This window comes from Clostridium folliculivorans, from assembly GCF_024341905.1.
GTDB classification, from domain to species: Bacteria; Bacillota; Clostridia; order Clostridiales; family Clostridiaceae; genus Clostridium_AR; species Clostridium_AR folliculivorans.
This window is the reverse complement of record NZ_BQXY01000004.1, coordinates 313,358-335,859: the sequence shown is the minus strand read 5'-3', so window position 1 is coordinate 335,859 and position 22,502 is coordinate 313,358. Positions and strand designations below refer to the sequence as shown.

Here is a 22,502-nt window from a genome sequence, read left to right as displayed (position 1 = left end):
ATTAGGAGTATTTAAGAAAATACTGGCAAATTAATCTTACTATTTTTGATTTTCGTCTAAAGTTTAATAATATTAATAGGTTGTCGCATATATATTTAAATATAATGTACAAGCTTATATGCTAAACACATTAAATTGAGGAGGTGAATTCATGAAGAAAATCACTTTTATTATACCCTTGTTATTATGTATTTCTATAGTTGGTTGCAGTTACACAGATACAAAATCTAGCTCAACTAAACCTTTCAAAAGAGAATCTCCACCTGTAATTGACATATCAAACAACAATGCTGTTACAAATGATTGTTGGTATACCGGTGAGGATTTGACAGAAGCAGAAAAATCCAACATTCCTTTTATGGCGATAATTGAAAACTCAAAGGATGCAAGGCCTCAAAGTGGATTGAGTGAAGCAGATATTGTATTTGAGACTATGGCCGAAGGTGGAATACCAAGATTTATAGCATTATTTCACAAGAACACGCCTAAACAGATTGGTCCTATAAGAAGTGCCAGACCTTACTTCTTATCTATTGCTGAGGAATATAACCTACCTTTCGCCCATTGCGGAGGAAGCGCTGAAGCTTTATTAACTATAAAAACGAACCCTGATATAAAAAGTATAAATGAAATAGTCAACGGTTCATATTTTTATAGAGATAATTCTAGAAAAGCTCCTCATAACCTATATACTTCTGCTGATAAGATACGTAAATATATAACCTCTAGCAATATGAAAACAGATATGGTTTCTAATCTTTCTTTTGATAATTCTTTTTGGAAAAAAGAAGATTTAACTAATGCAACTGTAGTAAACTTCAAACTAAATAATTTCTATACAACTAATTATAAGTTTGTTAATGGTAAATATGAAAAGTACATGGATAATGTGAAAGCTATAGATAAAAATAATAATTTATCTCTGTCCTTTACCAATATAGTTGTACAACAAACCCCTATAAAAGTGCAATCTGATAACCTACATTTAGATATAAATATGATAGGAAAAGGAACTGGGTATTTATTCTCTAATGGTAAAGTTGAAAAGATCCGTTGGTCAAGAGGTTCTTCTAATTCTCAAACCGAGCTGACTACCGAAGATGGTAATAAAGTTTATCTAGCTAAAGGTAACACAATATGGCACATAATTGATAACTCAGTCACACCAAAATATAATTAAAAAAATCCATAAAGCGACTTTTTTGAGTACCTTCCTCTCCAAACATATATGAGTAAAAGTTGGTAGGCGAATAAGTTTTATTTTTCAATGTATATTCAAAAGCTTGTAAAGCCATTGAAAGCTATAGTTTCAGCTAACATAAATCTTTTTTACTTCCCTATAAAGTAAAAAAAGGTTGACGAGTTACATATTCGTCAACCTTTTCTACTATAAATACAAGCACTATCCTTTTACTGCTTTGAAACACTTCTAAATCTATAAAACTGGTTATGTGCACTCATTCTTGCACTTTCTCTCTCTTTTGTCTTTATACATATTTTTATCCGCTATACACAGAATTTCATCTATACTTAAATTATTTATACCATCTATCTGAACTAATCCGTAACTAAAGTCTATATGATTCTTTGCAGTACAGTTCCTTAGTAAATAATCTTTTATGATCATGATTTTCTCTATAGCCTGCTCCAGTGTACTATTTCTAAAAAGTATTACAAATTCATCCCCTGACATTCTTGCATAGAGATCATTATGATTCAAATTAATCCTTAAAGCTTCTGACATTATTATAAGTGCCTTGTCTCCCTCACTATGGCCATAATTATCATTTATAAACTTAAAGTCATCTAAATCGATAAGAGCTACATGAGATATGTGTTTTTTTCTTTGCATCTCTAAAATTTCTCTACTAAAATAATCTTTGAAACTCCTTCTATTGTAAAGATTCGTGAGTTCATCATGAGTTGCTATATATCTAAGCTGCTCTTGAGACAAGAAATTTTTTAGTGCAAGCTCCAATTCATGATTTATGTACTTCATTTTACTGATATCACCTTTGTTAAACAATGCATCAGCTGCTGTACTATCTAAATTCACTATAGCCACAACCTTATTGTCTACATAAATAGGTGAAAACAAAACACTTTTGATATTAGGACCCTTCTCTAGTAGCTGAATCTTACCTGAAATATTGTCATTAAATAAATCATCTTTGTCATTAAACGGCATTTTAAGAATACAAATATCCGCTAGTTTGTTATACTTATAAAGATACACATCTTCTCTTTTTATCTTCATGTTCAGTAGATCTGTAGGATATCCTTTAATAGCTCTATAGTGAAAATAGTTATCTTCCTCTAATACTAGAACACTGCCTCTATTTGCTTTACTAATTATAGACATTGCTGAGTCTAGCATAATTTCATAAACTAAACTTCGACTATCAGTAGTACTTATCTTTTTCCCCATACTATATATTTCTTTTTTTATTATCTCTATCTGCATAATATTATTTCTCAGCACAATATTTCTTATTATAAGAAATATTATAAAAAATAATTGAAAAGATAATACTATATATATCAGAAAATCCTTTTTCAAAATCTTCACCCCAAAAATAAAAAATAGACTCAATATTAAAAACTTAAAATTATATTTAAGTACAATCTGCCACTATAATTATAATTAATTTTTTAATTTTTTTAAATATCTGATTGAATAATTTAATACTTATTCAAAATAATATATATATAAGCTTCAAAGAATCAAATTTTTTTCTTCAACTATATCAGTATTGATATAGTTATCACTTGTGATATAATTTAATCATAATAGATTTGAGGAGGAATATACCTTGCAAAAAATAGCTTTAATTACTGATAGCGGCTGTGATTTAGATACTGAGATTTTAAATAAATATAATATTTTTTTCTTACCATTAAGAATTATATATAAAGACAATGATTATTTAGACAGGCTAGAGATAAGTCCAGAAGATTTATATCTATCTCTTGAAAAAGAAATACCAAAAACATCACTTCCTGATGGACAATTTATAGAAAACATCTTGAACCAAATAGAAGCTCAAGGATATACACATGCTATATCTATAAGTATATCATCAGGACTTTCTGGTACTGCAAATAGTTTAAGAATAATAGCTGAGAATCATCCAAATCTAAAAACCTATATCTTTGATTCAAAAACATTAAGTATGCCTCAGGGCTCTATAGCTTTAGTCGCTGCTGAAATGATAGAATCAGGTAGCACTTTTGAAGAGATAATTGAAGTTCTACCAAAACTTAGAGAAAAAACTGATGGTTATTTTACGCTTAACACCTTAGATTACTTAAAGAAAGGTGGAAGAATTGGGAAGGTTTCTGGAACCATAGGCGAGATGTTAAACATAAAGCCCGTAATTTCCATAAATGATGACGGTGTTTATTTCACTCATTCTAAGGCAAGAGGTAGAAAACAAGCTATAGGTAAACTAAGAGAAATATTAGATGAAAATCTAAGCATCGCTAAATGTAAGGTTTGGGTACTACAAGGCGGTGCATTGGATGAGGCAAAAGCTTTCTTTGAAGTTGTAAAGGATTTACCAAATATAACTCATATAAGCATCTCAACTATCGGGCCAGCATTAGGGGTACATACCGGACCTGGACTCTTAGGCCTTGCTATCCAAAGGGAATAGTCATTATAGTGGACGAATTTAAATTTAGTAACATAGAAGATATAAAAGCTGAAGAAAAACGCCTGTATGATGAATATAAGCAAAAGCTCAACGAGCTAAAAAAAGTTCAAAAGGAAAAAGAGGCCGTAGGACAAGTACTTACTAAAGGTCTACTTCCAATTTATGTTCTTTATACATTAAGTTTAGGTCCTACAAATGGAAATGATATATCTCATAAAATAGGAGAAAGAACTAATGGTTTATGGGTTCCTAGCACTGGCGGAATATATCCTTTACTAAAGAAGTTTGAAAAAGAAGATCTTGTATTAGGCGAATGGGATGATCCTAAGAAAAAATTCATGAAAGTTTACACTCTTACGGATAAAGGTTTCAAAGAATTTGATAACAGAAAATCTCTGCTAAAAATTAAGATAGAAGAAGCATTAGATGTATTTAAAATAATTTATTCTGATTTATACTAGGAGTATTTAAAGAGCCCCTATGCGAAGCTTAATTTATACTTGTTCAAAAATCCTGGCTTTTGGGGATTTTCGGGCATGTATAAATTAATAGTTGAGCTAGGAACTCTATAGAATTAGAATATCACCTTTATGTACTGATTTTTCGTCAAAATATTAAAGTAAGGCTTATATAAGTCTTACTTTTTTTTATTCTTTAGAAACTTATACTCCAATTAGATCTTTGGAGAAATATGTGTAACAGACTTAAAACATAGTATATTTTAAATAGCGAAAAAGAATATTGTTTCGCTTGTAAGATTCTTCACTATACTTAAGAAAAGGTATATACGCAAAAAATCACTGAGGAAAATCACTTTAGCGATTTTTTCAGTATAAATATTTATTAAAAGTAAAGACTAGTGTTTATAAAAAGTAGTTTTTTATTTTATATAAACTTGGTAAAGAGGTGATATTTTGAAAGGAAAAGTTTTAGACATGAACAAAACCGATGCTTTCATATCTTTAGAAGATGGCAGCACTATAGATTTAGATGTATCTAGACTCTCTCAAAATGTTAAAGTTGGTGATACAGTTGATATACCTATAACAATGAGAAACTCTGTTGATACAAATTCTTTCTCTCATGATAAGGCTAATAGTAATAAACAAATTGATTTTTTCTAAAACTTGCAGTATAATAATGGTAAATTAAAACAGTGTGCTAGGGGTGCCTTAAGGCTGAGAGATGATTTTATTCATTAACCCTCATACCTGATCTGGATAATACCAGCGTAGGAAAGCGTTATTGATAGTATATCAACCGTATTCCACTTCTGGAATGCGGTTTTTTTACTCTCGCTTTTCGCTCCTTAAACACTAAAAGGGGGATCTTATGATTAATTATTTTAATCAAATTATCAAAGATTTTTTTGATGGACTAGCTAAATTCGGCAGTTTACCAAAAAATGTAGTAGATATCTTTACAAATCCTATGAATGTTATAGCATTATTAGGTTGTGCTATATTGATAGGAGTTTTTGCAGCCTCAAGGAAAATTAAATTTGATGCAAAGCTTATAGCAAGAATTGCTTTAGCACTTGCTCTAGCTACTATTCTACAAGCACTTAAATTATATCACTTTCCTCAAGGTGGGAGTGTTACTCCTGGTAGTATGATTCCTATAGTACTTATTGGTCTAATATATGGTCCATCTGTTGGACTTCTAACTGGATTTTTATACGGTTTAATAAATCTTCTTACTGATCCTTATATTGTTCATCCGATACAATTATTATTTGATTATCCTTTAGCTTTCACTGCTCTTGGTTTATCAGGTTTCTTTAAAAACAGCAAAATTCTAGGTGCAAACACTAAATTGCTAGCATGCATTATTGCAATCTTCGGAAGGTTTATATGCCACTTTATATCTGGAGTTGTATTCTTTGGTGAATATGCACCTGCTGGTACATCTGTATGGATTTACTCCTTAACTGTTAATGGATTAATAATGGGCGCAGAGGCAATCATATGTGTTATAATACTTTATTTCCTACCAGTTGAAAGACTCGTTAAACAAGCTTCTCTAAGTTCATATTAGTGAGGTGTTAATATGGTTATAGCAGACATTGCAGTAATGCCCTTAATTCCATGTGTAAGTGAAGATGAAATGTATAAAGTAGTAGATAAGGTAATTGAGTATATAGAAAAATCAGGATTAAAATATGAAGTTGGTGCCATGAGTACAACCATTGAAGGTGAGTTCGAGAAAGTATTTGAAGTAGTAAAAAAGGCTCACAAAATACCATTTGACCTAGGGATAGAACGGGTAGTAACTGTAGTTAGATTTGATGAAAGATATGGTGGTATTTCAATTGATGAAAAACTAAAGAATCATAGGTAGTAAAGTAAAAAATCGCTGAAGTGACTTTCTTCAGTGATTTTTTTGCGCATCTGCCTTTTCTGAACGTAGTGAAGAATCTTACAGGCTATAAATTCTTATCTTTTTATTCTTTAAATCACATTATATATTAAGTTGCTACTCATATTTATCCACAGATATAATTTAGTCATAAGCTCCTAAAGAATAAAAAAGCAGTGCTAAAAAGCACTGCTTTTTCAATATAGTAATTATTCTACTGATATTGCATTTACAGGACAACTTTCTTCAGCTTCCTTAGCTGAATCCTCCGCTCCATTAGGAACATCAGGATTTACTGCAGCAGCTTTTCCATCATCCTCCATATCAAATACCTCTGGGCAAATAGATGGACAAAGTCCACATCCAATACAAGTATCTTTATCTACTTCTGCTCTCATATAACTTCCTCCTCAAAAATAATTAACATCTATATTATCTCCTAAGGGTTTCATTTTATGTCTATTAAATGATAATTTAACAATGAAACTTGAAGCTTTAAATAATTAACTTACTGATAAAACATTATAAGTAAAGATTGGTACTGGTAGTACTTAACTTAATGTTAATTCTTTGTACCGAAATCTTTTAATATAGTCCTGCAAACAACATTTCATATAAAGCATTATCTGCTACATAACTTTCTGCTTTTCCCTCTTCTAAAGCCTCAGTTAAATCAACATTTATTGGTAACTCACATATGAGTGGTAGACCTAAGTACTCTGCATGCTCTTCTGCAGATTTTTTGGAAAATACCCTCATTTTTGTACCACATCCATCACATTCTATGTAAGACATGTTTTCTACAACGCCTCTTATTTGTACTCCAACCTTTTCAGCCATGATAACAACCTTCTTAACAATCATTGAAACCATATCTTGAGGAGTTGACACGACTATAATTTCTGATATAGGAAAACTTTGCATTACTGTAAGAGCTATATCACCAGTTCCTGGCGGCATATCTATCAACAAGTAGTCTAAATCATCCCACATAGTATCAGTGTACATCTGATTTAGAACTCCGGTTACTACAGGTCCTCTCCATATAACAGGCTGTGCTTCTTCAGCTGTAAGCAAATTCATTGATATTACCTTTATTCCCATCTCTGTTTCAACAGGAATAAACTTAAAATTGTTATTATCATCTATCGGTATCATTTGTGCTCTCTTTTCATTGATACCAAAGAATCTTGGCATTGATGGACCTGTTATATCTGCATCTAACACTCCAACTTTATAACCTTTCTTTCTCAAATGAGTAGCCATTATACCAGTAACAGTAGATTTTCCTACTCCACCTTTTCCACTTATAACACCAATTATATTTTTAATATTGCCGTATTTAGGCATAACCTTAACACATACATTTGTACCGCTTTTAGCACTTGAACATTTATCTTTACTTGAACATGTTGAACAATCTCCCATTGTAGTACCTCCTATTTTTACCAGCTATCTGGCTTTTTATCTAATATGTTTATTTGCCATGCATTAAAATCATCATACTTACAATCTACATAGTAATTAGTTTGAGAATTATCTTTCTTATTTGTTATAGTTACTATAGTTTTAAATGTTTTAGTCTTATATCCTTGATTTTTAACGCTTATTATTATATTGAACTTATCTGAGTTTTTATCTACCAACTGACCATTTGGAAGTATAGATTTTATATCTCTTTTGAATTGCTCCAAATCAGTCGATAATATGTACTGTGCACAATCTCTATCATCAGAAATATCTATACCTATACTACCATTATCCTTCATCAACCCATCTTTGTTCTTTTTTATAACCTCTAATATAGAAGAATAATAAACATTCTCAAATTCTCTAGGTTTTCTGATAAAAGATAAGTTTTGTATTATATCGTTATCTAATCGCTTTGGTACTACGTATATAGACTTATCATCGTAAAAATTGCCAGTTTTCTTGTCATATATACCAACTACATAATTAAACTTCTTCACTTCTTTTCCCATTTGCATCTCAAATACATAATCTGGTTCAAGAGTAGACTTTTCACTTACTGATTTTGCAGAGGATAACAAATCATATATCTCTGATATAGTACTCTTATCTGTTACAACAAATCTAAACCCAGTATCTCTAGTGCTTTGTATCACTATTTTATCAACTTTATTTTGCTTTATATATTCAAAATCCTTATTTTTACTTCCAATCTTGCTTTGTATTGCTTCAGTTACACTGCATGATACAAATAACGTTGACACTAAAACAAATATCACTAATAAAATAATGCTTTTTCTACTATTCACTTTGTACCAAACTCCCTTATAGATATAATAATTATAACTAAACTCATTTTTTTAATTCATTCTCAAACTAAGAACAATACATAAAGGAGAAGCTTTATACTTCTCCTACCTTACTCTAACTTAAATTATAATACTATAGGGTTCCTAACTCAACTATTAATTTATATCGTTACATTATTTATTCTGTATAAAACTCTCTACGATAGCATCAAATACAGAATTTAGACTTTCTTTATATTTATCTTGACCTATGCTAAAATCCACCTTGAAAACTATTCCGTTAGCTTCACTAACATAGTATGTATTGTGGTATACTAGTTTTCCTTGATTTAGTTTTTCCTTATATTCAATCTTTCTACATTCTTTATCTTTTATCTTTGTACTTACTATCTTATAGTCTAATATCTTATCATTATTTAATCTAGCTTTGTCTTCTCCGGATATCTTGTCCAAGTTTTCTTTTGAATTTAATATCTGAGCATAGCCCATGACCCCTAATTCATCATTTTTAAAGTTATTGGAGTAAATTATATAATTTCCTGGATAAGATTTCTGTTCTGCAATCCACTCGCTAGGCAATTTATACTGATACTTCCCGTCATTTATTGAGTATTGCTTGAAATCAGTTATATTACTGTTCATTAAAGATACTATCCTCAATCTATCATTAAACCCTATTTGGACTACAAAAAGTACTGCCATAAGACTTATGAGAATTAGCATAACTCCCAATTGCTTTTTGTTCATAAACGCTTTCACTTTTTACCCCCTGTAATATAGCATTTTATACTTTAGTATATTATAAGTACAAGCCTTTTATTACAAAATTAAGGTGGTGAAAAGATAAACTATTTATACTTATTTATTATAAACAGTCTATCAAACTACACCACCTTGATTCTATTTCATTGGTACAACTATCATTGAATTTTTAAAATCATAGAACATTAGCCAATAACCATAATCCTTACCCTTCTTAGAATGAGGCATCCAAGTTACAAAGCCTGACTTACCTCCATATGGTTGTTCTAACTTATCTTTAGTTCCAGGCACTGCATAAACCAAGTATTTAACTCTGCCTTCATCATCACATTTAAATCCAATCATAAAGTACCCATGTTTTTTAATGTATGGATAATAATTTATCATAGGATAATATACTACTGTGTACTTATTGTAGTTAGATATGTTGCACATAACGTCTAAATCTTTTACTGGAACCTTGTACCACTTACAGTACTTTATGTCTCTGAATCCACCAACTTCTTCAAAGTCCTGAACAACACCTTGGAAGAACTCTCCTATACTACCTCTTATCTCGAAGCTATTTTCTACATCTACATCTTTATCTCTTTCTTTTACATCAACAATTGATCTTTCATATTCATCAAACTTATGATCCTTAGGATCTTCCTTTTCTTCTTCTCTATCATTTATTTTGTCTAGGTAACTCTCTACAGTCTCATCTTCCACTATACTAGCAGGAGTTTCGTCTTCAACTCTATTTATTTCTTGTTCTACCTCTACCTTTTTATCAGCTTGTTCAACAACTACCTTATCTTCTTGTGGAACTTCTTCTGGTTTTCTAGGATTCTCTTTAATTTCTTCCACAATTGGTTGCTGAAGTGCTTCTTCTCTCTTTTCTTTTACTTCCTCTTTAATCTCCACTTTGACTTTTTTATCTTGCTCGTACTCCATTTTTTTATGCTCATCTTTATGATGATGCTCATCTTTACTACTTTCTTTTACTTCTACCTTTTCTTCTACTTTAATTTCAGTCTTAATCTTTGCATTGATTAATTTGTAAGTTTTCCAATCATCACTTGGTGTCTCACCATTCATAAATCCCCCAAGTACGAAGGTTAGCTTTCCATCCAATTCTTTAGCAAGGGCTGCTCCTGAGACTTTATCAAATAATATCCCTGCCCCACCGACATCATTCGCTAAATATTCACAACTTGTCTCAGCCTTACCTTGTTCAGATATGTTCACAGGACCTAGGTTTATTAATTGCTTATTATCTTTCTTTGAACAGATAAGGATCATGCACAACTTGCCATTATCTTTTTTTAAGTTCTGCGCATAGAAGGTTATCTTGCATTTATCATTTTTAGCCTCAATCTTTGCATACCCTGACAAAGGCTTATCAGATGATACAGAATGACCTCTTTCATCTTCTTGAAGTATAATAAAACTCCTATATAATTTTCCGTGTGACAACTTAATAGTCCCTCCACATTATATTTATTCCTTATATTATATGTGTAAAGTCTTATAATATGATTGAAAAGGCTTCTATACAGTTGTCCCATTTTATTTTAAAAATAAAAAACTCGCTGAAACCATCCTTTTCAGCGAGTTTTTTGCGCATCTGCCTTTCCGAATGTATATGAGGAAAACTTGGCAGGCGAATAAGTTTTATTTATTAGTGTTAACATACTAAAAGCTTAATTAAACATTTTTATGTACACATAGCTCTTAACTATTGTTTTTTTCTTCATATATAGAATCACTAAGAGCAGCAAATTCAGCAACACTTAGCGTTTCACCTCTTCTTTTAGGATCTATTCCACTATTTTCGAATGCCTTCTCCATATGTTCTTTTGAAAGGCCTACACTTTTAACAGTATTCCATAAGGTCTTTCTTCTCATATTAAATGAACCTCTTACTACATCAAAAAATAATTTTTGACTTTTAACATCTACTCTAGGTTTTTCAAGTCTATCTAATCTTATAACTATTGACTCAACCTTTGGTCTTGGAATAAAGCAACTAGGTGAAACATATCTTACTATCCTTGTATCACAATAGTATTGTACCAGAACAGATATAGAACCATATTCTTTACAATTAGGTTCTGAATTTATTCTTTCTGCAACCTCTTTCTGGATCATTATTGTTAGCGATTTAAAGTTGTACCTTTCGTTTAAAAGCCTTACGATAATTGGAGTAGTAACGTAATATGGAAGATTTGCTACGAGTTTTACGCTCTTCTCTTCACCTATTAACTCATTAAAATCAACTTTTAATGCATCTTTATGAATTAACTGAAACTTTGGGTTATCTCCAAGTTCATTTTGTAATATCGGTACTAGCTCATCATCTAGCTCTATTGCTATTACCTTTTTTGCTTTTTTAAGAAGCTCTACTGTTAGAGTGCCAACTCCTGGCCCGATTTCTATAACTAAATCATCCTCATTTATTTCAGCTCCATCAACAATATCCTGTAATACCGAATCATCTACAAGAAAGTTTTGTCCTAAACTTTTAGTAAATTTAAAATTATACTTTTTCACTAATTCTTGCGTCTTTATATCTTTTATATCCATAAAATCATTCTCCTATACTTAGCTTTTTATCAACCTTTTTCATAGCTTCCACAAATTCTTCTTTAGTTATTCCATAATTATTTAATCTGGAAAGCAGCTGGTTCCCATTTCCATATCCAATACTAAGCTCTTTGCCTAAAAGCGCTCTTCTATTTTTAGCATCTCCATCACCAACCAATTTAAAATAAAAAAGATCTTGAATGCTAAACTCTTCTCTCTTTTCCTTTTGATTAGCCTTCGCCTCAGTTAAAGCTCTTATTATAACCTCTGGTATAGCATTCTCTACACCAACGTCTCCATCCTTTGTTCCATCTTCTCTTGCTATATAAGCATGTTTTATTCCTTCTACTCTTTTAGAGATTATTCTTCTTATCTTTTCACCAGCAAAGTCCGGGTCAGTTAGCACTATTACACCTTGTCTTTTCTGTGCTTCTCTAATTCTATTTATAATCTTACCGTTTATTCCAAATCCGCCTACTGCTATAACTTCAGCATCTACAGCTTTTTTTACAGCAGTAACATCATCTCTTCCCTCAACCACAATAACTTCTTTTATCACAAAAAGACTTCCTTTCCTTTTTAAATCATAATCTTAATTTAACTAGTTACACCGCTTCTGTCAACTTTATAGAATCTTTTATGTAAGTTATCTATTCAATCAATCATTAATGATAAATATATTATGAGTTAGAACACTGGAGTAGCGGCTAAATTAAAATTATTTAAACCTTACTAAAACTATATGACTTATATAGTTTAGCTTAAAATATATAATATATCTAAATTACCAACAAAAGAAAATAGAGATAACTAGCCGTTATCTCTATTTTTTCATTATCCTTGACCGGGATAAGCAATAATATAAACATCTACGTTTCTTACACCCCACGAATTTGCATCACTACTTGAATTCATATAAAGATCTACCCTATTATTTTTAATTGCACCGCCAGTATCATGTGCAACAGCAAACCCATAACCAGGTATGTAAACCTTTGTTCCTAAAGGAATTACCCTTGGGTCTACCGCAATAGTACTAGTTCCATTTGCATTTCTCTTAGGTGTGTTGCCTGTAGCTGTGCTTCCACCTCCAGCATAAGCAGTTGCTACCACTGAAAGTTTTTTCTTATAAGCTATCGAATCTCCTCTAGACAGCGCAAGAGTATTCATAGTACCCTTAACAACTACTTTATTCTGAGGATCTTTTACCACTTTTTCAGCTACTACTTTTTTACTTACCTCTTTGCCATTTTCAACGATAACTCTATAAGTAACTTCTTTTTCTCCAGGAAGACCTTCCTGAACCGTCTTTACAACGCTTCTGTCTAAATTGTCATCATTATTGACAACAGTACTATAATCCAACTGTTGACTTTCCTTTACGACCTTAGACTCCACTCTTACAACTTCTATTTTCATTCCTGCTGTTATTTGGGCGTTTACTGCTGGAGATATCTTGTCGTATTCTTCAAGTTGTATCCCTTCAGCACTCAACATTTCATTTACGTTACCTTCAGCGGTTTGTATCTTTAGCTCTTTTCCATCAACCGCAACCTCTACATCAACTGCCTTTTTTATATTAATCTTTATATTACTCTTCACAGATTGATCTAAAGATGGTTGAATTTTGTCCTTAGGGCCTAGAACTATACCGTTATCGTGTAATGCCCCTTTAACAGTCCCTTTAAATGTCGTTAATGTCTGTTCATTGCCGTCTATACTAACTATTACAGTCTTTCTCATGTTGCATATCACTATAACCAAGCCTGTTGCAATAACAAGCCCCAACACGATTTTTGCCTTAGGACCATTAGAAAAAATCTTTCTTAGATTGATTTTCATTTTTTCTACCATTTATTTTCCCTCCTTTGGCAAGAGCGTCTGTAGCATTATAACTTAAAATATCGATTTTTGTCAAATTTTAGCCTCTTGCTTTTTTTGTTGACTGTCTAAAAATGCACCATCTGCATATTTTAAAGTAAATAATAATTAAATAAAATGAGAGCATTAGTGAGGAAACAGTCACTTTGGGGAGTATTTACAGATAAATGGCCCAAGTTTATTACTTTATATATATATTAAATTCATCTTTTAGTTATTACTACTATTATTATTTTCTGTTCCCATAATATGTAAAACTATAAAATATATTTTACCCTATGACTATAGTTTTAGCAACTGTTTAATATTTTTTATAAATTGATCATTTATTTCTTTAGGTTCTAATCCCTTTATCTCTGCTAACTTTCCAACAATATATCTGATATAATCTGATTGATTTCTTTTTCCTCTAAAAGGTACTGGTGCCATATAAGGACAGTCTGTTTCAACTAACATCCTATCTAAGGGTACCTCCTTAGCAACTTCTAATATCTTCTTAGCATTCTTAAACGTAACTACTCCAGTAAATCCAATGTAGTATCCAAGTTTCAAACAATCCTTAGCAAATTCTACACTACCAGAAAAACAGTGTACTATTCCTTTTACGTTAGGAAATTCCTTCATAATTTCTAATGTGTCTCCATGTGCCTCTCTATCGTGTATTACAACTGGTAATCCAAGATTTTCAGCCAACCTCATATGCGCTCTAAAAACATTCTTTTGAACTTCTCTTGTAGGATTCTCTTCCCAATAATAATCTAGTCCTATCTCTCCTATAGCCTTTACCTTTTTATTCTTAGCTAATTCCTTTATTCTTTCAAAACTACTTTCATTAAATTCATCAGCATTTTCTGGATGTATCCCTACTGCAGCATAAAAAATGTCATATTGTTCCGATAGCTTAACTGACATTTCAGCACCGTATAATGAGGATCCACAGTTAAGCACTCCGATTACACCGTTGTGTTTAATATCGGTTATAACCTTTTCTCTATCTTCATCAAAGGATTTATCATCATAATGCGCATGGGTATCAAATATGTTAAATGCGAAGTCATCCATAAATAGCCACCTCTCAAAATTTAATATATAAATTATTACATATGATGTATAAGCTGTCAAACTAAGTTTTCAAATTATTCCATCAATTCACGCATATATAAAATTACCTTATACCTAATTATTGCCACACTTATAGTTATATATACATATTTTGTATTAACTTCCTATACTTGCAAGTATAGGTGATAAAACTCCTAATATTCCACCTAAAAGTGCCCCCAACCATGTAATAGCAGAAAGCTCCTTGCTTGCTATATCCAATATTATTTTTTCAGCATAATCTACATCGAAGGAATTGATTTGATCTTCTACAATTTTGGGGATATCAATTATATGTATAATATTAGCCCCCTCTTCATTAATAAACTTATCATATATGTTTTCTATTAACTTATCTAATTTATCATTAACACTTCCATCATAATTAGATAGTAATTTTGTTATTGAAGTATTAGATATTTCTTTGATAAGAATATCTATAGCACTTTTTATCTTTTCTTCAAACATCCCACTAATTACAAGTGTTTTAATAGTACTTTTTATGTATTTTTCTATTCTGTCCTCATAATTTTCAGCTAAAAGTATTAATATGTGATGATACGATTCAAAGCTATCTATCTTATCTAGAATTAGCTTTAATCCTTCTTCTAATATGTCAGTAGTTATTAACTTTTCCACTGCTGATGCTGATAATATTTCTGTTAAACTTTCTCTGGACTCTTGAGGGATCTCATCAAGTACATCTTTAACTTGCTTCTTCCCAAAGTTAATAATCACCGTTCCTAAATATGTAACTAGTAAAATCTTATTCTCATCATTTTCAAGATAACCATCTATAGCTAGCAAAAACTTATCATAAACTGAATCTACATTTAAAAACATTGACACTAATGGACTCATTCCAGACAAAACATTATTTTTTATTGCCTCTTTAACCTTTTCCTCTACTTTATCTTCCCTAAGTATAGATAGCAACTGCTTAGAAATAGCATTTCTTTCATTATAAATATATGTATTTATTGAAGATAATACCTCTAACGGAATAATATCTTCTATCTTCATACTTTCACTAACCAAATCCTCTAATGATTTATTAATATTTTGATTAATGCATTGGGCAATTTTAGATTTATCTATTGATTTCGGTATGTCATTAAGTACGTTATTGCAGAATCCATTTCCTGAAAATAATTCTTTTAGCTTATCAGGTTTTTCTAACAAGGTTATATTAATTTTATTCATAATCAATTTAGACACTGAATCTATAAATTCTTCATTTCTAACTTTGCTAATAGCATAACTCGATGCTTTAACTTGAAGTCTAATCTTTAGTTTTTTGTAGTACTCTCCAATCTTATTTTCTAGAACTTCATCTAGACTTTTATCCAAATCCTTAGCAGTGCCTATCTTTTTTTCAATCATGTTCTTCAAGTGTTTTTTTATATTATCATTGCTTAAAGCACTGATCATAACGTCATTAGTAAGAAGATGATTTCCAACAGTTTCACCAACACTTTTAGAAATCCTCGCTTTCTCCTTAGGTATAAGTCCTGGTGTAAAAGGCAACTTAATACCAAATAACCTTTTCTCATAGTGTGGTCTGAAAAGCATCTTTATAGCTACCCAGTTTGTTATATATCCAATTATAGCTCCTATTAAAACTCCAAAAAAATACTTCATATTAATCCTCCCTTACTAGAACTTATGAATTGAAGTTGTATATGTATATTACTTTAGATATAATATCTATAATATATAGATGTACCACTTCATAATTAAATTTATATTTTCAAATTCTCCTCTCAGAAACCAGAGGAGTTTTGAAAATAGATTTCGGATTGAAGTGTTTCATATTTAGATGAATTAAGTTTTACATATAATACTTTATATAAACTTTAACTTATAAACAATTCATCTATTATGATAAACAATTATTTTATATGGTTGGTGATATTATGAATGACACAAGTTCAATAATTATAAAGCTTCAAAAATGCAAGTTATTTTCACATTTTACGGAAGATAATCTAAAATCAATTTTATCAAACAACAAGACATCTCTGAAGTCTTATGCTCCGAATGATGTTATATTTATCGAGGATGAACCTTGCAATCACCTTAGTGTAATATTATCTGGAAAAATTGATATACAGAAATTTGATTCAGATGGCAATGTTCTCATTGTTTCCACCATGGAAGATGGAAACGTATTTGGTGAAAATCTATTATTCGGGGATAGAAATCATTACCCTATGTCAGTTATATGTAAGGATGTTTCTGAAGTACTTCATATATCAAAAGAAAAAGTATATGAACTTTGCGAAACAGACCACATTTTTATGTTGAAACTTTTTAGAATTCTCTCAAATAAAGCAGTTGCCCTAAGTTCAAAACTTAAACAGGTAAGTATGAAATCTCTCCGCCAAATGATTTGCCACTTTCTAATGGTTAAATATAATAAATCAGAAAATTCTTTGATTCAATTAAATATGACTAAAAAAGAGTGGTCTGATAAACTCGGTGTTCAGAGACCATCTTTATCTAGAGAATTAATTAAAATGAAAGAAGAAGGACTTATTGACTATGATAGAAAATCAATAACCATATTAGATATCGAGGCTATTGAAGCTGAAAGTTAATAAATCAGTTCATAATTTTTTTATTTTTTTGACATCAAATCGACATATTAGAGGGGTATATTTATATATGTAAAGTAGCTAAGCGCTAAATAATTTACCCCTTAAAACCATTTATAAATAGGCTAAAGCCCTTGAAAGTTCGTTCCCCTTACACAGACTTTCAAGGGTATTTTTTTTACTAAATCCTCCCAGACTTTAATCTCATTACTTCATAGTCAATTGTCTTTTTATCAATTCTTTCGAATAATAATTCCAAGTCATTCAACTTGATATTTTTTAACTCCTGAAAACTCCAATTAGCTTCTCTTATACCTAGAAATCCTCTGAGCTTCTCGCAAGAAAAAGGTATTATTGGATTTAATAGATTAGCTAGATTAACTATAATCTGAACACAATTATATAAAGTCTGTCTACACTTTTCTTCGTCTTCTTTAATTGTTATCCAAGGAGTTTCTTCATCAAAGAGTTTATTTCCTCTTTTGACTAGAGCGAATATTGTATTTATTGCATCTTTAAATTCACCATTTTCGATGCTTACTCCCGCTTTTTTATACGTTTCTTCTATATCTCTCTTTATTTTATGATTTAATCCACAATTAGCTATACTTCCTTTATAGTTTTTGTGGATAAAAGTTAATGTTCTGTTGATAAAATTACCGAATCCACCTAAAAGTTCACTATTGTGTGAATTAATAAATTCTCTCCAAGAAAAATCAGAATCCCTCTTTTCAGGCCCATTGACCATTAAAAAATACCTTATAGAATCTGGATTATAATGTTCTATTATATAAGGTACCCAAACAGCCCAGTTTCTACTGGTTGAAAATTTTTTGCCTTCTAAATTTAAATATTCACTAGAAACAATTCTAAGATTTACATCATTAAACCCAAGGGCAAAAAGTATTGAAGGGAAAATAACGGTATGAAATGGAATGTTGTCCTTTCCATGAATTAAATAAATCCTACTTTCTTTACTGTTCCAGTATTCATCAAGTAAGTCTTTGCTTCCGTTACAGCATTTAAGTGATGCAGAAAGATATCCTAGTACTGCTTCTATCCAGACATATATCTTCTTATCTTCAAAGCCTTCTAAAGGTACATCAATTCCCCATTCTAGATCTCTTGTAACTGCTCTATCCCTTAGCCCTTCCTTTATATATCTTTCTGTTAACTTTACAGCATTATCTCTCCATCCATGCTCTGAATTTAATAATTGTTTTAATTTATTATCAAAATTTGAAAGCTTAAAGAAAAGATGTCTACTTTCTTTAACAATAGGTTCTGAACCACAAATTTTGCACTTTTTATCTATTAGGTCTTCTGGATCTAGTATTTCAGAACATTGTTCACACTGGTCCCCTCTAGCTACCCCTCCACAATGTGGACATATTCCTTCAATATATCTATCCGGAAGAAATTGATTACAACTTTCACAGTAAGTTTGAGCCACCAACTTTTCGTATATATATCCATCTTCGTATAACTTCTTTATATAATCCTTTACTACTTTATGATGATTTATACTATCAGTCTTAGCATACAAATCATATGATATTCCTAAAGAACTGAAGCAATGTTCAAATTCTCTGTGATAGTAGTCTGCAATCTCTCTAGGAGCTTTCTTTTCTTCTTTTGCTTTTATTGCTATAGGTGTTCCATGACAGTCGCTGCCAGAAACAAATATAACTTCGTCCCCTTTTGCTCTATGATATCTCGCAAGTGCATCTCCAGGAATTACAGATGCTAGTCTTCCTAAATGTAATGATCCATTGGCATAAGGCCAAGAATTTCCGATAACTACTTTCATTAATATAAGCCCCCTTTATTAATAAACTCCTTATTCAATTATACATAGATTCCACTTACTGCTACCATGACTAACTTAAGGTAAAAACTCGCCTAGCTATAGACGAGTTTTTAGTAATTTATAGATAAAAATTTTTATCTAACAATACTTCCTGTTTCAATATTGCCTGGATCAACTACCAAAAGCTTACCATCATCATCGGTAGCAGCCGCAAGAATCATACCTTGAGAAAGTTCACCTCTTAGTTTTACAGGTTTTAAGTTTGCCACAAGTACAATGCTCTTTCCAACAAGCTCCTCTGGCTTATAGTATTGAGCTATACCTGATACCACTTGTCTTTCTTCCCCACCTAAATCAACTTTTAGTTTCAATAGTTTTTTTGCACCTTTTACAGGTTCACAGCCTATTACTTTTGCAACTCTTAAATCTATTTTCTCAAAATCTTCTATAGTTATTTCTTCTTTTATTGGTTTCATTTCCTTTTTCTCTGTAGCCTTTAACTGCGCTTGTCTTAATGCTTCTAATTCAGCTAGCTTAGCATCTACATCTATTCTTGGAAATATAACCGCTCCTTTATTAACCTTAGCACCTGCACTAGTTCCATCAAAAGCGGATAAACTATTCCATGTAGTCACTTCTGAATTTATCTGTTCATTGATCTTACCGCTAGTTGTTGGTAAGAACGCAGATATCATAACAGAAGCAAATCTTAAACTCTCTGCAAGATTATATAAAACTGTTCCTAATCTTTCCTTTTTGCTTTCATCCTTTGCAAGTATCCAAGGAGTTGTTTCATCTATATACTTGTTAGCTCTTCCTATTAAATCCCATATTGCTTCTAATGCTTCTGGAATCTTAAGGTCATCAATTGCAGCCTGAACCTTAACTGGAGTAGCTAAAGCTAAATTTATTAATTCATTATCAATATCTTCTTTTGCAGTTGGAGCAGGTATTACACAATCAAAATACTTCTCTATCATAGTGATAGTTCTTGATAGAAGATTTCCCAGGTCATTTGCAAGATCTGAATTTATCTTCTTTATAAATATTTCATTATTAAATAGTCCATCAGAACCAAATGGTATTTCTTTTAGAAGATAATATCTTACTGGATCTACTCCAAAGCTATTTACAAGAGCTACCGGATCAACTACATTTCCTTTTGATTTTGACATTTTTCCACCATCAACAAGAAGCCAGCCATGACCGAATACTTGTTTAGGTAGAGGCACTTCAAGAGCCATAAGCATGATTGGCCAGTATATTGTGTGGAATCTCAATATATCCTTGCCAATTAAATGAACATCTGCTGGCCAAAATCTTTCATATAATGATGTATCTTCATTTCCATATCCTAAAGCTGTTATATAGTTTGATAAAGCATCTATCCATACATAGATTACATGTTCATTATCAAAAGTTACTGGTATTCCCCAGTTAAAACTTGTTCTAGACACACAAAGATCTTGTAATCCTGGTCTTAAAAAGTTATTTAGCATTTCATTTTTTCTTGATTCCGGTTGTATAAACTCTGGGTGATCTTCGATATGCTTTATAAGCCTATCTGCATACTTACTCATCTTAAAGAAGTAAGCTTCTTCTTTAGCCTTTTCTACAGGTCTTCCACAATCTGGGCACTTTCCATCTACAAGTTGAGTTTCTGTCCAGAAGGATTCACATGGAGTACAGTACCACCCTTCATATGAGTCTTTGTATATATCGCCTTGATCATATAGCTTTTTAAATATATCTTGAACAGCCTTTATATGATAATCATCAGTAGTTCTGATGAACTTGTCATAGCTTATGTCCATCATTTCCCACAGACTCTTTATTCCTGCTACAATCTCGTCTACATATTCTTTAGGTGTAACCCCTTTTTCTTCTGCTATTCTTTGGATCTTTTGTCCATGCTCATCTGTACCTGTAAGGAACATCACATCATATCCAGTAAGTCTTTTAAATCTCGCAAGAGCATCTGCTGCTACTGTAGTATAAGTGTTCCCTATGTGTAAATTTGCAGATGGATAATAAATTGGTGTAGTAATGTAATATGGTTTTTTGCACATATTTATTTCCTCCTAATGTATATTATTAGTTATAGTATTTCCTCTATTATTCTATAAATCTTTATTATCACAATAAAATTTTTAAGAAAGACCCATCCTCTCTTAAACTATCTTGTTAAAATAAATATCTATAAAAAAGTCGCTGAAGCGACCTTCTTCAGTGAGCTTTTTTTGCGCATCTGCCTTTTCTGAGCGTATGTGAAGAAATTCTGGCAGGCGACACATTTTTCTTTTTTTATTCTTTAACTTATATTATATTTTAAGTCTGCTACTCATATTTACCTACAGATCTAATTGAGTTGTAATTTCCTAAAGAATAAAACAAAAAGCCTCTGCATAGACAATTTATGTCCATGCAGAGGCGAATTCACGCTGTACCACTCTACTTCATATCTATCTCACAATAGATACCTTAATAAGTGACTCCACTAAACAGTTTTCATCACCTTGCAATATAACGGTTGCTACCGTACCTTCTTAAAAAATTCAGAAAGCCTGCTCCGAGTCCATATTCATGAAACTTTTTGTCACTGGCTTTCACCTGTCCCAGCTCTCTTTTAGACAATCTATATCATTACTCTTCTCTTCAATGCATTTTAAATTATTTCTATATATTATATTAGTTTACATTAAAAACAATGTCAATAATTTTCTTATTTTATAATTCATCTACTAATTCTTTCAATTCACTTTTACTTACACCTTTAATCCCCATAAATAAATACACAATACCTAGTACGAATAAGAGTATACTTGATCCTGTAAAGTTTACTCCAACTAGAGAAAATATTGCACTTAAAACTACAGAAGGAGTTGTTGCGTATAAGCTTAGCTTAAATCTTTGTCCAAAGGTCGTTTCACCTTTAAATATTGTTCCTATTATTGCAACGATAAATGCTCTAAAATATAAACCTATTATAAATCCAAAGGCTAATATTGCAAACATAGCACTCGATATGGCACCATGAGAATCTAAAATTCCACCAATATCTTTTTTATTAAAATCCATGTTTAAGGTAGAATATTTTTGATCTAAAGCAACTGTTCCTTCTGATTTTACTATTACAGTATCTCTCCCAAATATTATACCTGACTTATACTTATCTGATAAAAGCTTTATATCTGAAGTATTATCTAAAACAAAAGTTCCACTATCTCTAACTATTTCAGCATTTTTATTGTTAGGAATCTCTAGCTGTCCATTTTTTATTTGAAAATCTGGAATCTTTTCATTATATTCTATAGAAAGATCTTTCATAGTAGTATTTACTTTATAAGCAGGATATGCAAATGCTACTATTGAAAACACTAGAGCTAGAATTATACTATAAAGAAATGACTTTCCTGCAGATTGCTTTCTGAAAATAGCATAACTCTTAAAATCATAAAAACTTTTAATAAATCCCTTAAAAATATTCATT

At 31.1% G+C, this 22,502-nt stretch carries 21 protein-coding genes, 1 riboswitch and 1 other annotated feature; of the genes, 7 read left to right on the top strand and 14 right to left on the bottom strand.

All coding sequences use genetic code 11. From position 1 onward, the window contains the following. Window positions 1-151: 151 nt before the first annotated feature. Window positions 152-1,180, top strand: a complete 1,029-nt coding sequence (locus tag OCU55_RS14495) for a DUF3048 domain-containing protein (RefSeq protein ID WP_261853019.1) — start codon at window positions 152-154, stop codon at window positions 1,178-1,180. Window positions 1,181-1,447: 267 nt separating this feature from the next. Here OCU55_RS14495 and OCU55_RS14490 read toward each other — a convergent pair whose 3' ends face one another. Further along, window positions 1,448-2,560 (bottom strand): sensor domain-containing diguanylate cyclase, encoded by a 1,113-nt coding sequence (locus tag OCU55_RS14490; RefSeq protein WP_261853018.1) that lies wholly within the window; start codon window positions 2,558-2,560, stop codon window positions 1,448-1,450. Between the two features lie 253 nt (window positions 2,561-2,813). Here OCU55_RS14490 and OCU55_RS14485 point away from each other — a divergent pair, with 253 nt between their 5' ends. The 5 genes from OCU55_RS14485 (at window position 2,814) to OCU55_RS14465 (ending at window position 5,996) form a co-directional block, all read left to right on the top strand. Further along, entirely contained in the window at window positions 2,814-3,656 is an 843-nt protein-coding gene (locus OCU55_RS14485) for a DegV family protein (protein ID WP_261853017.1), read from the top strand. An 8-nt stretch (window positions 3,657-3,664) separates the two neighbouring features. Then, a complete protein-coding gene (locus tag OCU55_RS14480; protein ID WP_261853016.1) occupies window positions 3,665-4,117 on the top strand; it encodes a PadR family transcriptional regulator in 453 nt (150 codons plus the stop codon). A 453-nt stretch (window positions 4,118-4,570) separates the two neighbouring features. After that, window positions 4,571-4,780 (top strand): hypothetical protein, encoded by a 210-nt coding sequence (locus OCU55_RS14475; RefSeq protein ID WP_200270093.1) that lies wholly within the window; start codon window positions 4,571-4,573, stop codon window positions 4,778-4,780. A gap of 29 nt (window positions 4,781-4,809) precedes the next feature. Next, window positions 4,810-4,911, top strand: a riboswitch (TPP riboswitch). 77 nt (window positions 4,912-4,988) lie between these two features. Beyond that, window positions 4,989-5,693: an energy-coupled thiamine transporter ThiT gene (thiT, locus tag OCU55_RS14470; protein WP_261853015.1), complete on the top strand. Its 705-nt coding sequence runs from the start codon at window positions 4,989-4,991 to the stop codon at window positions 5,691-5,693. A gap of 12 nt (window positions 5,694-5,705) precedes the next feature. Beyond that, entirely contained in the window at window positions 5,706-5,996 is a 291-nt protein-coding gene (locus tag OCU55_RS14465; RefSeq protein ID WP_261853014.1) for an MTH1187 family thiamine-binding protein, read from the top strand. A 227-nt stretch (window positions 5,997-6,223) separates the two neighbouring features. On the opposite strand, the gene OCU55_RS14460 is transcribed toward OCU55_RS14465, so the two are convergent. From OCU55_RS14460 to OCU55_RS14415, 10 genes are all read right to left on the bottom strand, one after another. Continuing rightward, on the bottom strand, window positions 6,224-6,412 hold the full coding sequence (locus OCU55_RS14460; protein ID WP_261853013.1) for a ferredoxin: 189 nt from the start codon (window positions 6,410-6,412) through the stop codon (window positions 6,224-6,226). A 187-nt stretch (window positions 6,413-6,599) separates the two neighbouring features. Then, window positions 6,600-7,442: an Mrp/NBP35 family ATP-binding protein gene (locus OCU55_RS14455; RefSeq protein WP_261853012.1), complete on the bottom strand. Its 843-nt coding sequence runs from the start codon at window positions 7,440-7,442 to the stop codon at window positions 6,600-6,602. 17 nt (window positions 7,443-7,459) lie between these two features. Beyond that, window positions 7,460-8,293 (bottom strand): YhfM domain-containing protein, encoded by an 834-nt coding sequence (locus OCU55_RS14450; RefSeq protein ID WP_261853011.1) that lies wholly within the window; start codon window positions 8,291-8,293, stop codon window positions 7,460-7,462. A 174-nt stretch (window positions 8,294-8,467) separates the two neighbouring features. Next, window positions 8,468-9,052, bottom strand: coding sequence for a hypothetical protein (locus OCU55_RS14445; protein ID WP_261853010.1), 585 nt, complete (start codon window positions 9,050-9,052; stop codon window positions 8,468-8,470). Between the two features lie 141 nt (window positions 9,053-9,193). Next, entirely contained in the window at window positions 9,194-10,513 is a 1,320-nt protein-coding gene (locus tag OCU55_RS14440) for a DUF7922 domain-containing protein (protein ID WP_261853009.1), read from the bottom strand. A gap of 258 nt (window positions 10,514-10,771) precedes the next feature. Then, window positions 10,772-11,623: a 16S rRNA (adenine(1518)-N(6)/adenine(1519)-N(6))-dimethyltransferase RsmA gene (gene rsmA / locus OCU55_RS14435; protein WP_261853008.1), complete on the bottom strand. Its 852-nt coding sequence runs from the start codon at window positions 11,621-11,623 to the stop codon at window positions 10,772-10,774. Between the two features lie 4 nt (window positions 11,624-11,627). Next, a complete protein-coding gene (gene rnmV / locus OCU55_RS14430; RefSeq protein WP_261853007.1) occupies window positions 11,628-12,182 on the bottom strand; it encodes a ribonuclease M5 in 555 nt (184 codons plus the stop codon). A gap of 275 nt (window positions 12,183-12,457) precedes the next feature. Further along, window positions 12,458-13,477: a resuscitation-promoting factor gene (locus OCU55_RS14425; protein WP_261853006.1), complete on the bottom strand. Its 1,020-nt coding sequence runs from the start codon at window positions 13,475-13,477 to the stop codon at window positions 12,458-12,460. Window positions 13,478-13,786: 309 nt separating this feature from the next. Then, window positions 13,787-14,566, bottom strand: coding sequence for a TatD family hydrolase (locus tag OCU55_RS14420; protein ID WP_261853005.1), 780 nt, complete (start codon window positions 14,564-14,566; stop codon window positions 13,787-13,789). Window positions 14,567-14,722: 156 nt separating this feature from the next. Further along, complete coding sequence (locus OCU55_RS14415) at window positions 14,723-16,246, bottom strand: DUF445 family protein (RefSeq protein ID WP_261853004.1); 1,524 nt, start codon at window positions 16,244-16,246, stop codon at window positions 14,723-14,725. A gap of 275 nt (window positions 16,247-16,521) precedes the next feature. On the opposite strand from OCU55_RS14415, the gene OCU55_RS14410 reads away from it, so the two are divergent. Beyond that, a complete protein-coding gene (locus OCU55_RS14410) occupies window positions 16,522-17,205 on the top strand; it encodes a Crp/Fnr family transcriptional regulator (RefSeq protein ID WP_261853003.1) in 684 nt (227 codons plus the stop codon). A gap of 178 nt (window positions 17,206-17,383) precedes the next feature. Here the strand turns inward: OCU55_RS14410 and metG (OCU55_RS14405) are convergent, their stop codons facing one another. From metG (OCU55_RS14405) to OCU55_RS14395, 3 genes are all read right to left on the bottom strand, one after another. Beyond that, a complete protein-coding gene (metG, locus tag OCU55_RS14405; RefSeq protein ID WP_261853002.1) occupies window positions 17,384-19,012 on the bottom strand; it encodes a methionine--tRNA ligase in 1,629 nt (542 codons plus the stop codon). A gap of 134 nt (window positions 19,013-19,146) precedes the next feature. After that, complete coding sequence (metG, locus tag OCU55_RS14400) at window positions 19,147-21,081, bottom strand: methionine--tRNA ligase (protein ID WP_261853001.1); 1,935 nt, start codon at window positions 21,079-21,081, stop codon at window positions 19,147-19,149. A 354-nt stretch (window positions 21,082-21,435) separates the two neighbouring features. Beyond that, window positions 21,436-21,680, bottom strand: a binding site (T-box leader). A gap of 59 nt (window positions 21,681-21,739) precedes the next feature. Next, window positions 21,740-22,501: a DUF1189 domain-containing protein gene (locus OCU55_RS14395; protein WP_261853000.1), complete on the bottom strand. Its 762-nt coding sequence runs from the start codon at window positions 22,499-22,501 to the stop codon at window positions 21,740-21,742. Window position 22,502 lies beyond the last annotated feature (1 nt).

Excerpts from the sequence above, each read along its gene's own strand:
- OCU55_RS14495 (WP_261853019.1), top strand. The coding sequence starts at position 152 with ATGAAGAAAATCACTTTTATTATACCCTTGTTATTATGTATTTCTATA.
- thiT (WP_261853015.1), top strand. The coding sequence starts at position 4,989 with ATGATTAATTATTTTAATCAAATTATCAAAGATTTTTTTGATGGACTA.
- OCU55_RS14465 (WP_261853014.1), top strand. The coding sequence starts at position 5,706 with ATGGTTATAGCAGACATTGCAGTAATGCCCTTAATTCCATGTGTAAGT.
- OCU55_RS14460 (WP_261853013.1), bottom strand. The coding sequence starts at position 6,412 with ATGAGAGCAGAAGTAGATAAAGATACTTGTATTGGATGTGGACTTTGT.
- OCU55_RS14455 (WP_261853012.1), bottom strand. The coding sequence starts at position 7,442 with ATGGGAGATTGTTCAACATGTTCAAGTAAAGATAAATGTTCAAGTGCT.
- rsmA (WP_261853008.1), bottom strand. The coding sequence starts at position 11,623 with ATGGATATAAAAGATATAAAGACGCAAGAATTAGTGAAAAAGTATAAT.
- OCU55_RS14425 (WP_261853006.1), bottom strand. The coding sequence starts at position 13,477 with ATGGTAGAAAAAATGAAAATCAATCTAAGAAAGATTTTTTCTAATGGT.
- OCU55_RS14420 (WP_261853005.1), bottom strand. The coding sequence starts at position 14,566 with ATGGATGACTTCGCATTTAACATATTTGATACCCATGCGCATTATGAT.
- OCU55_RS14415 (WP_261853004.1), bottom strand. The coding sequence starts at position 16,246 with ATGAAGTATTTTTTTGGAGTTTTAATAGGAGCTATAATTGGATATATA.
- OCU55_RS14410 (WP_261853003.1), top strand. The coding sequence starts at position 16,522 with ATGAATGACACAAGTTCAATAATTATAAAGCTTCAAAAATGCAAGTTA.
- metG (WP_261853002.1), bottom strand. The coding sequence starts at position 19,012 with ATGAAAGTAGTTATCGGAAATTCTTGGCCTTATGCCAATGGATCATTA.
- metG (WP_261853001.1), bottom strand. The coding sequence starts at position 21,081 with ATGTGCAAAAAACCATATTACATTACTACACCAATTTATTATCCATCT.
- OCU55_RS14395 (WP_261853000.1), bottom strand. The coding sequence starts at position 22,501 with ATGAATATTTTTAAGGGATTTATTAAAAGTTTTTATGATTTTAAGAGT.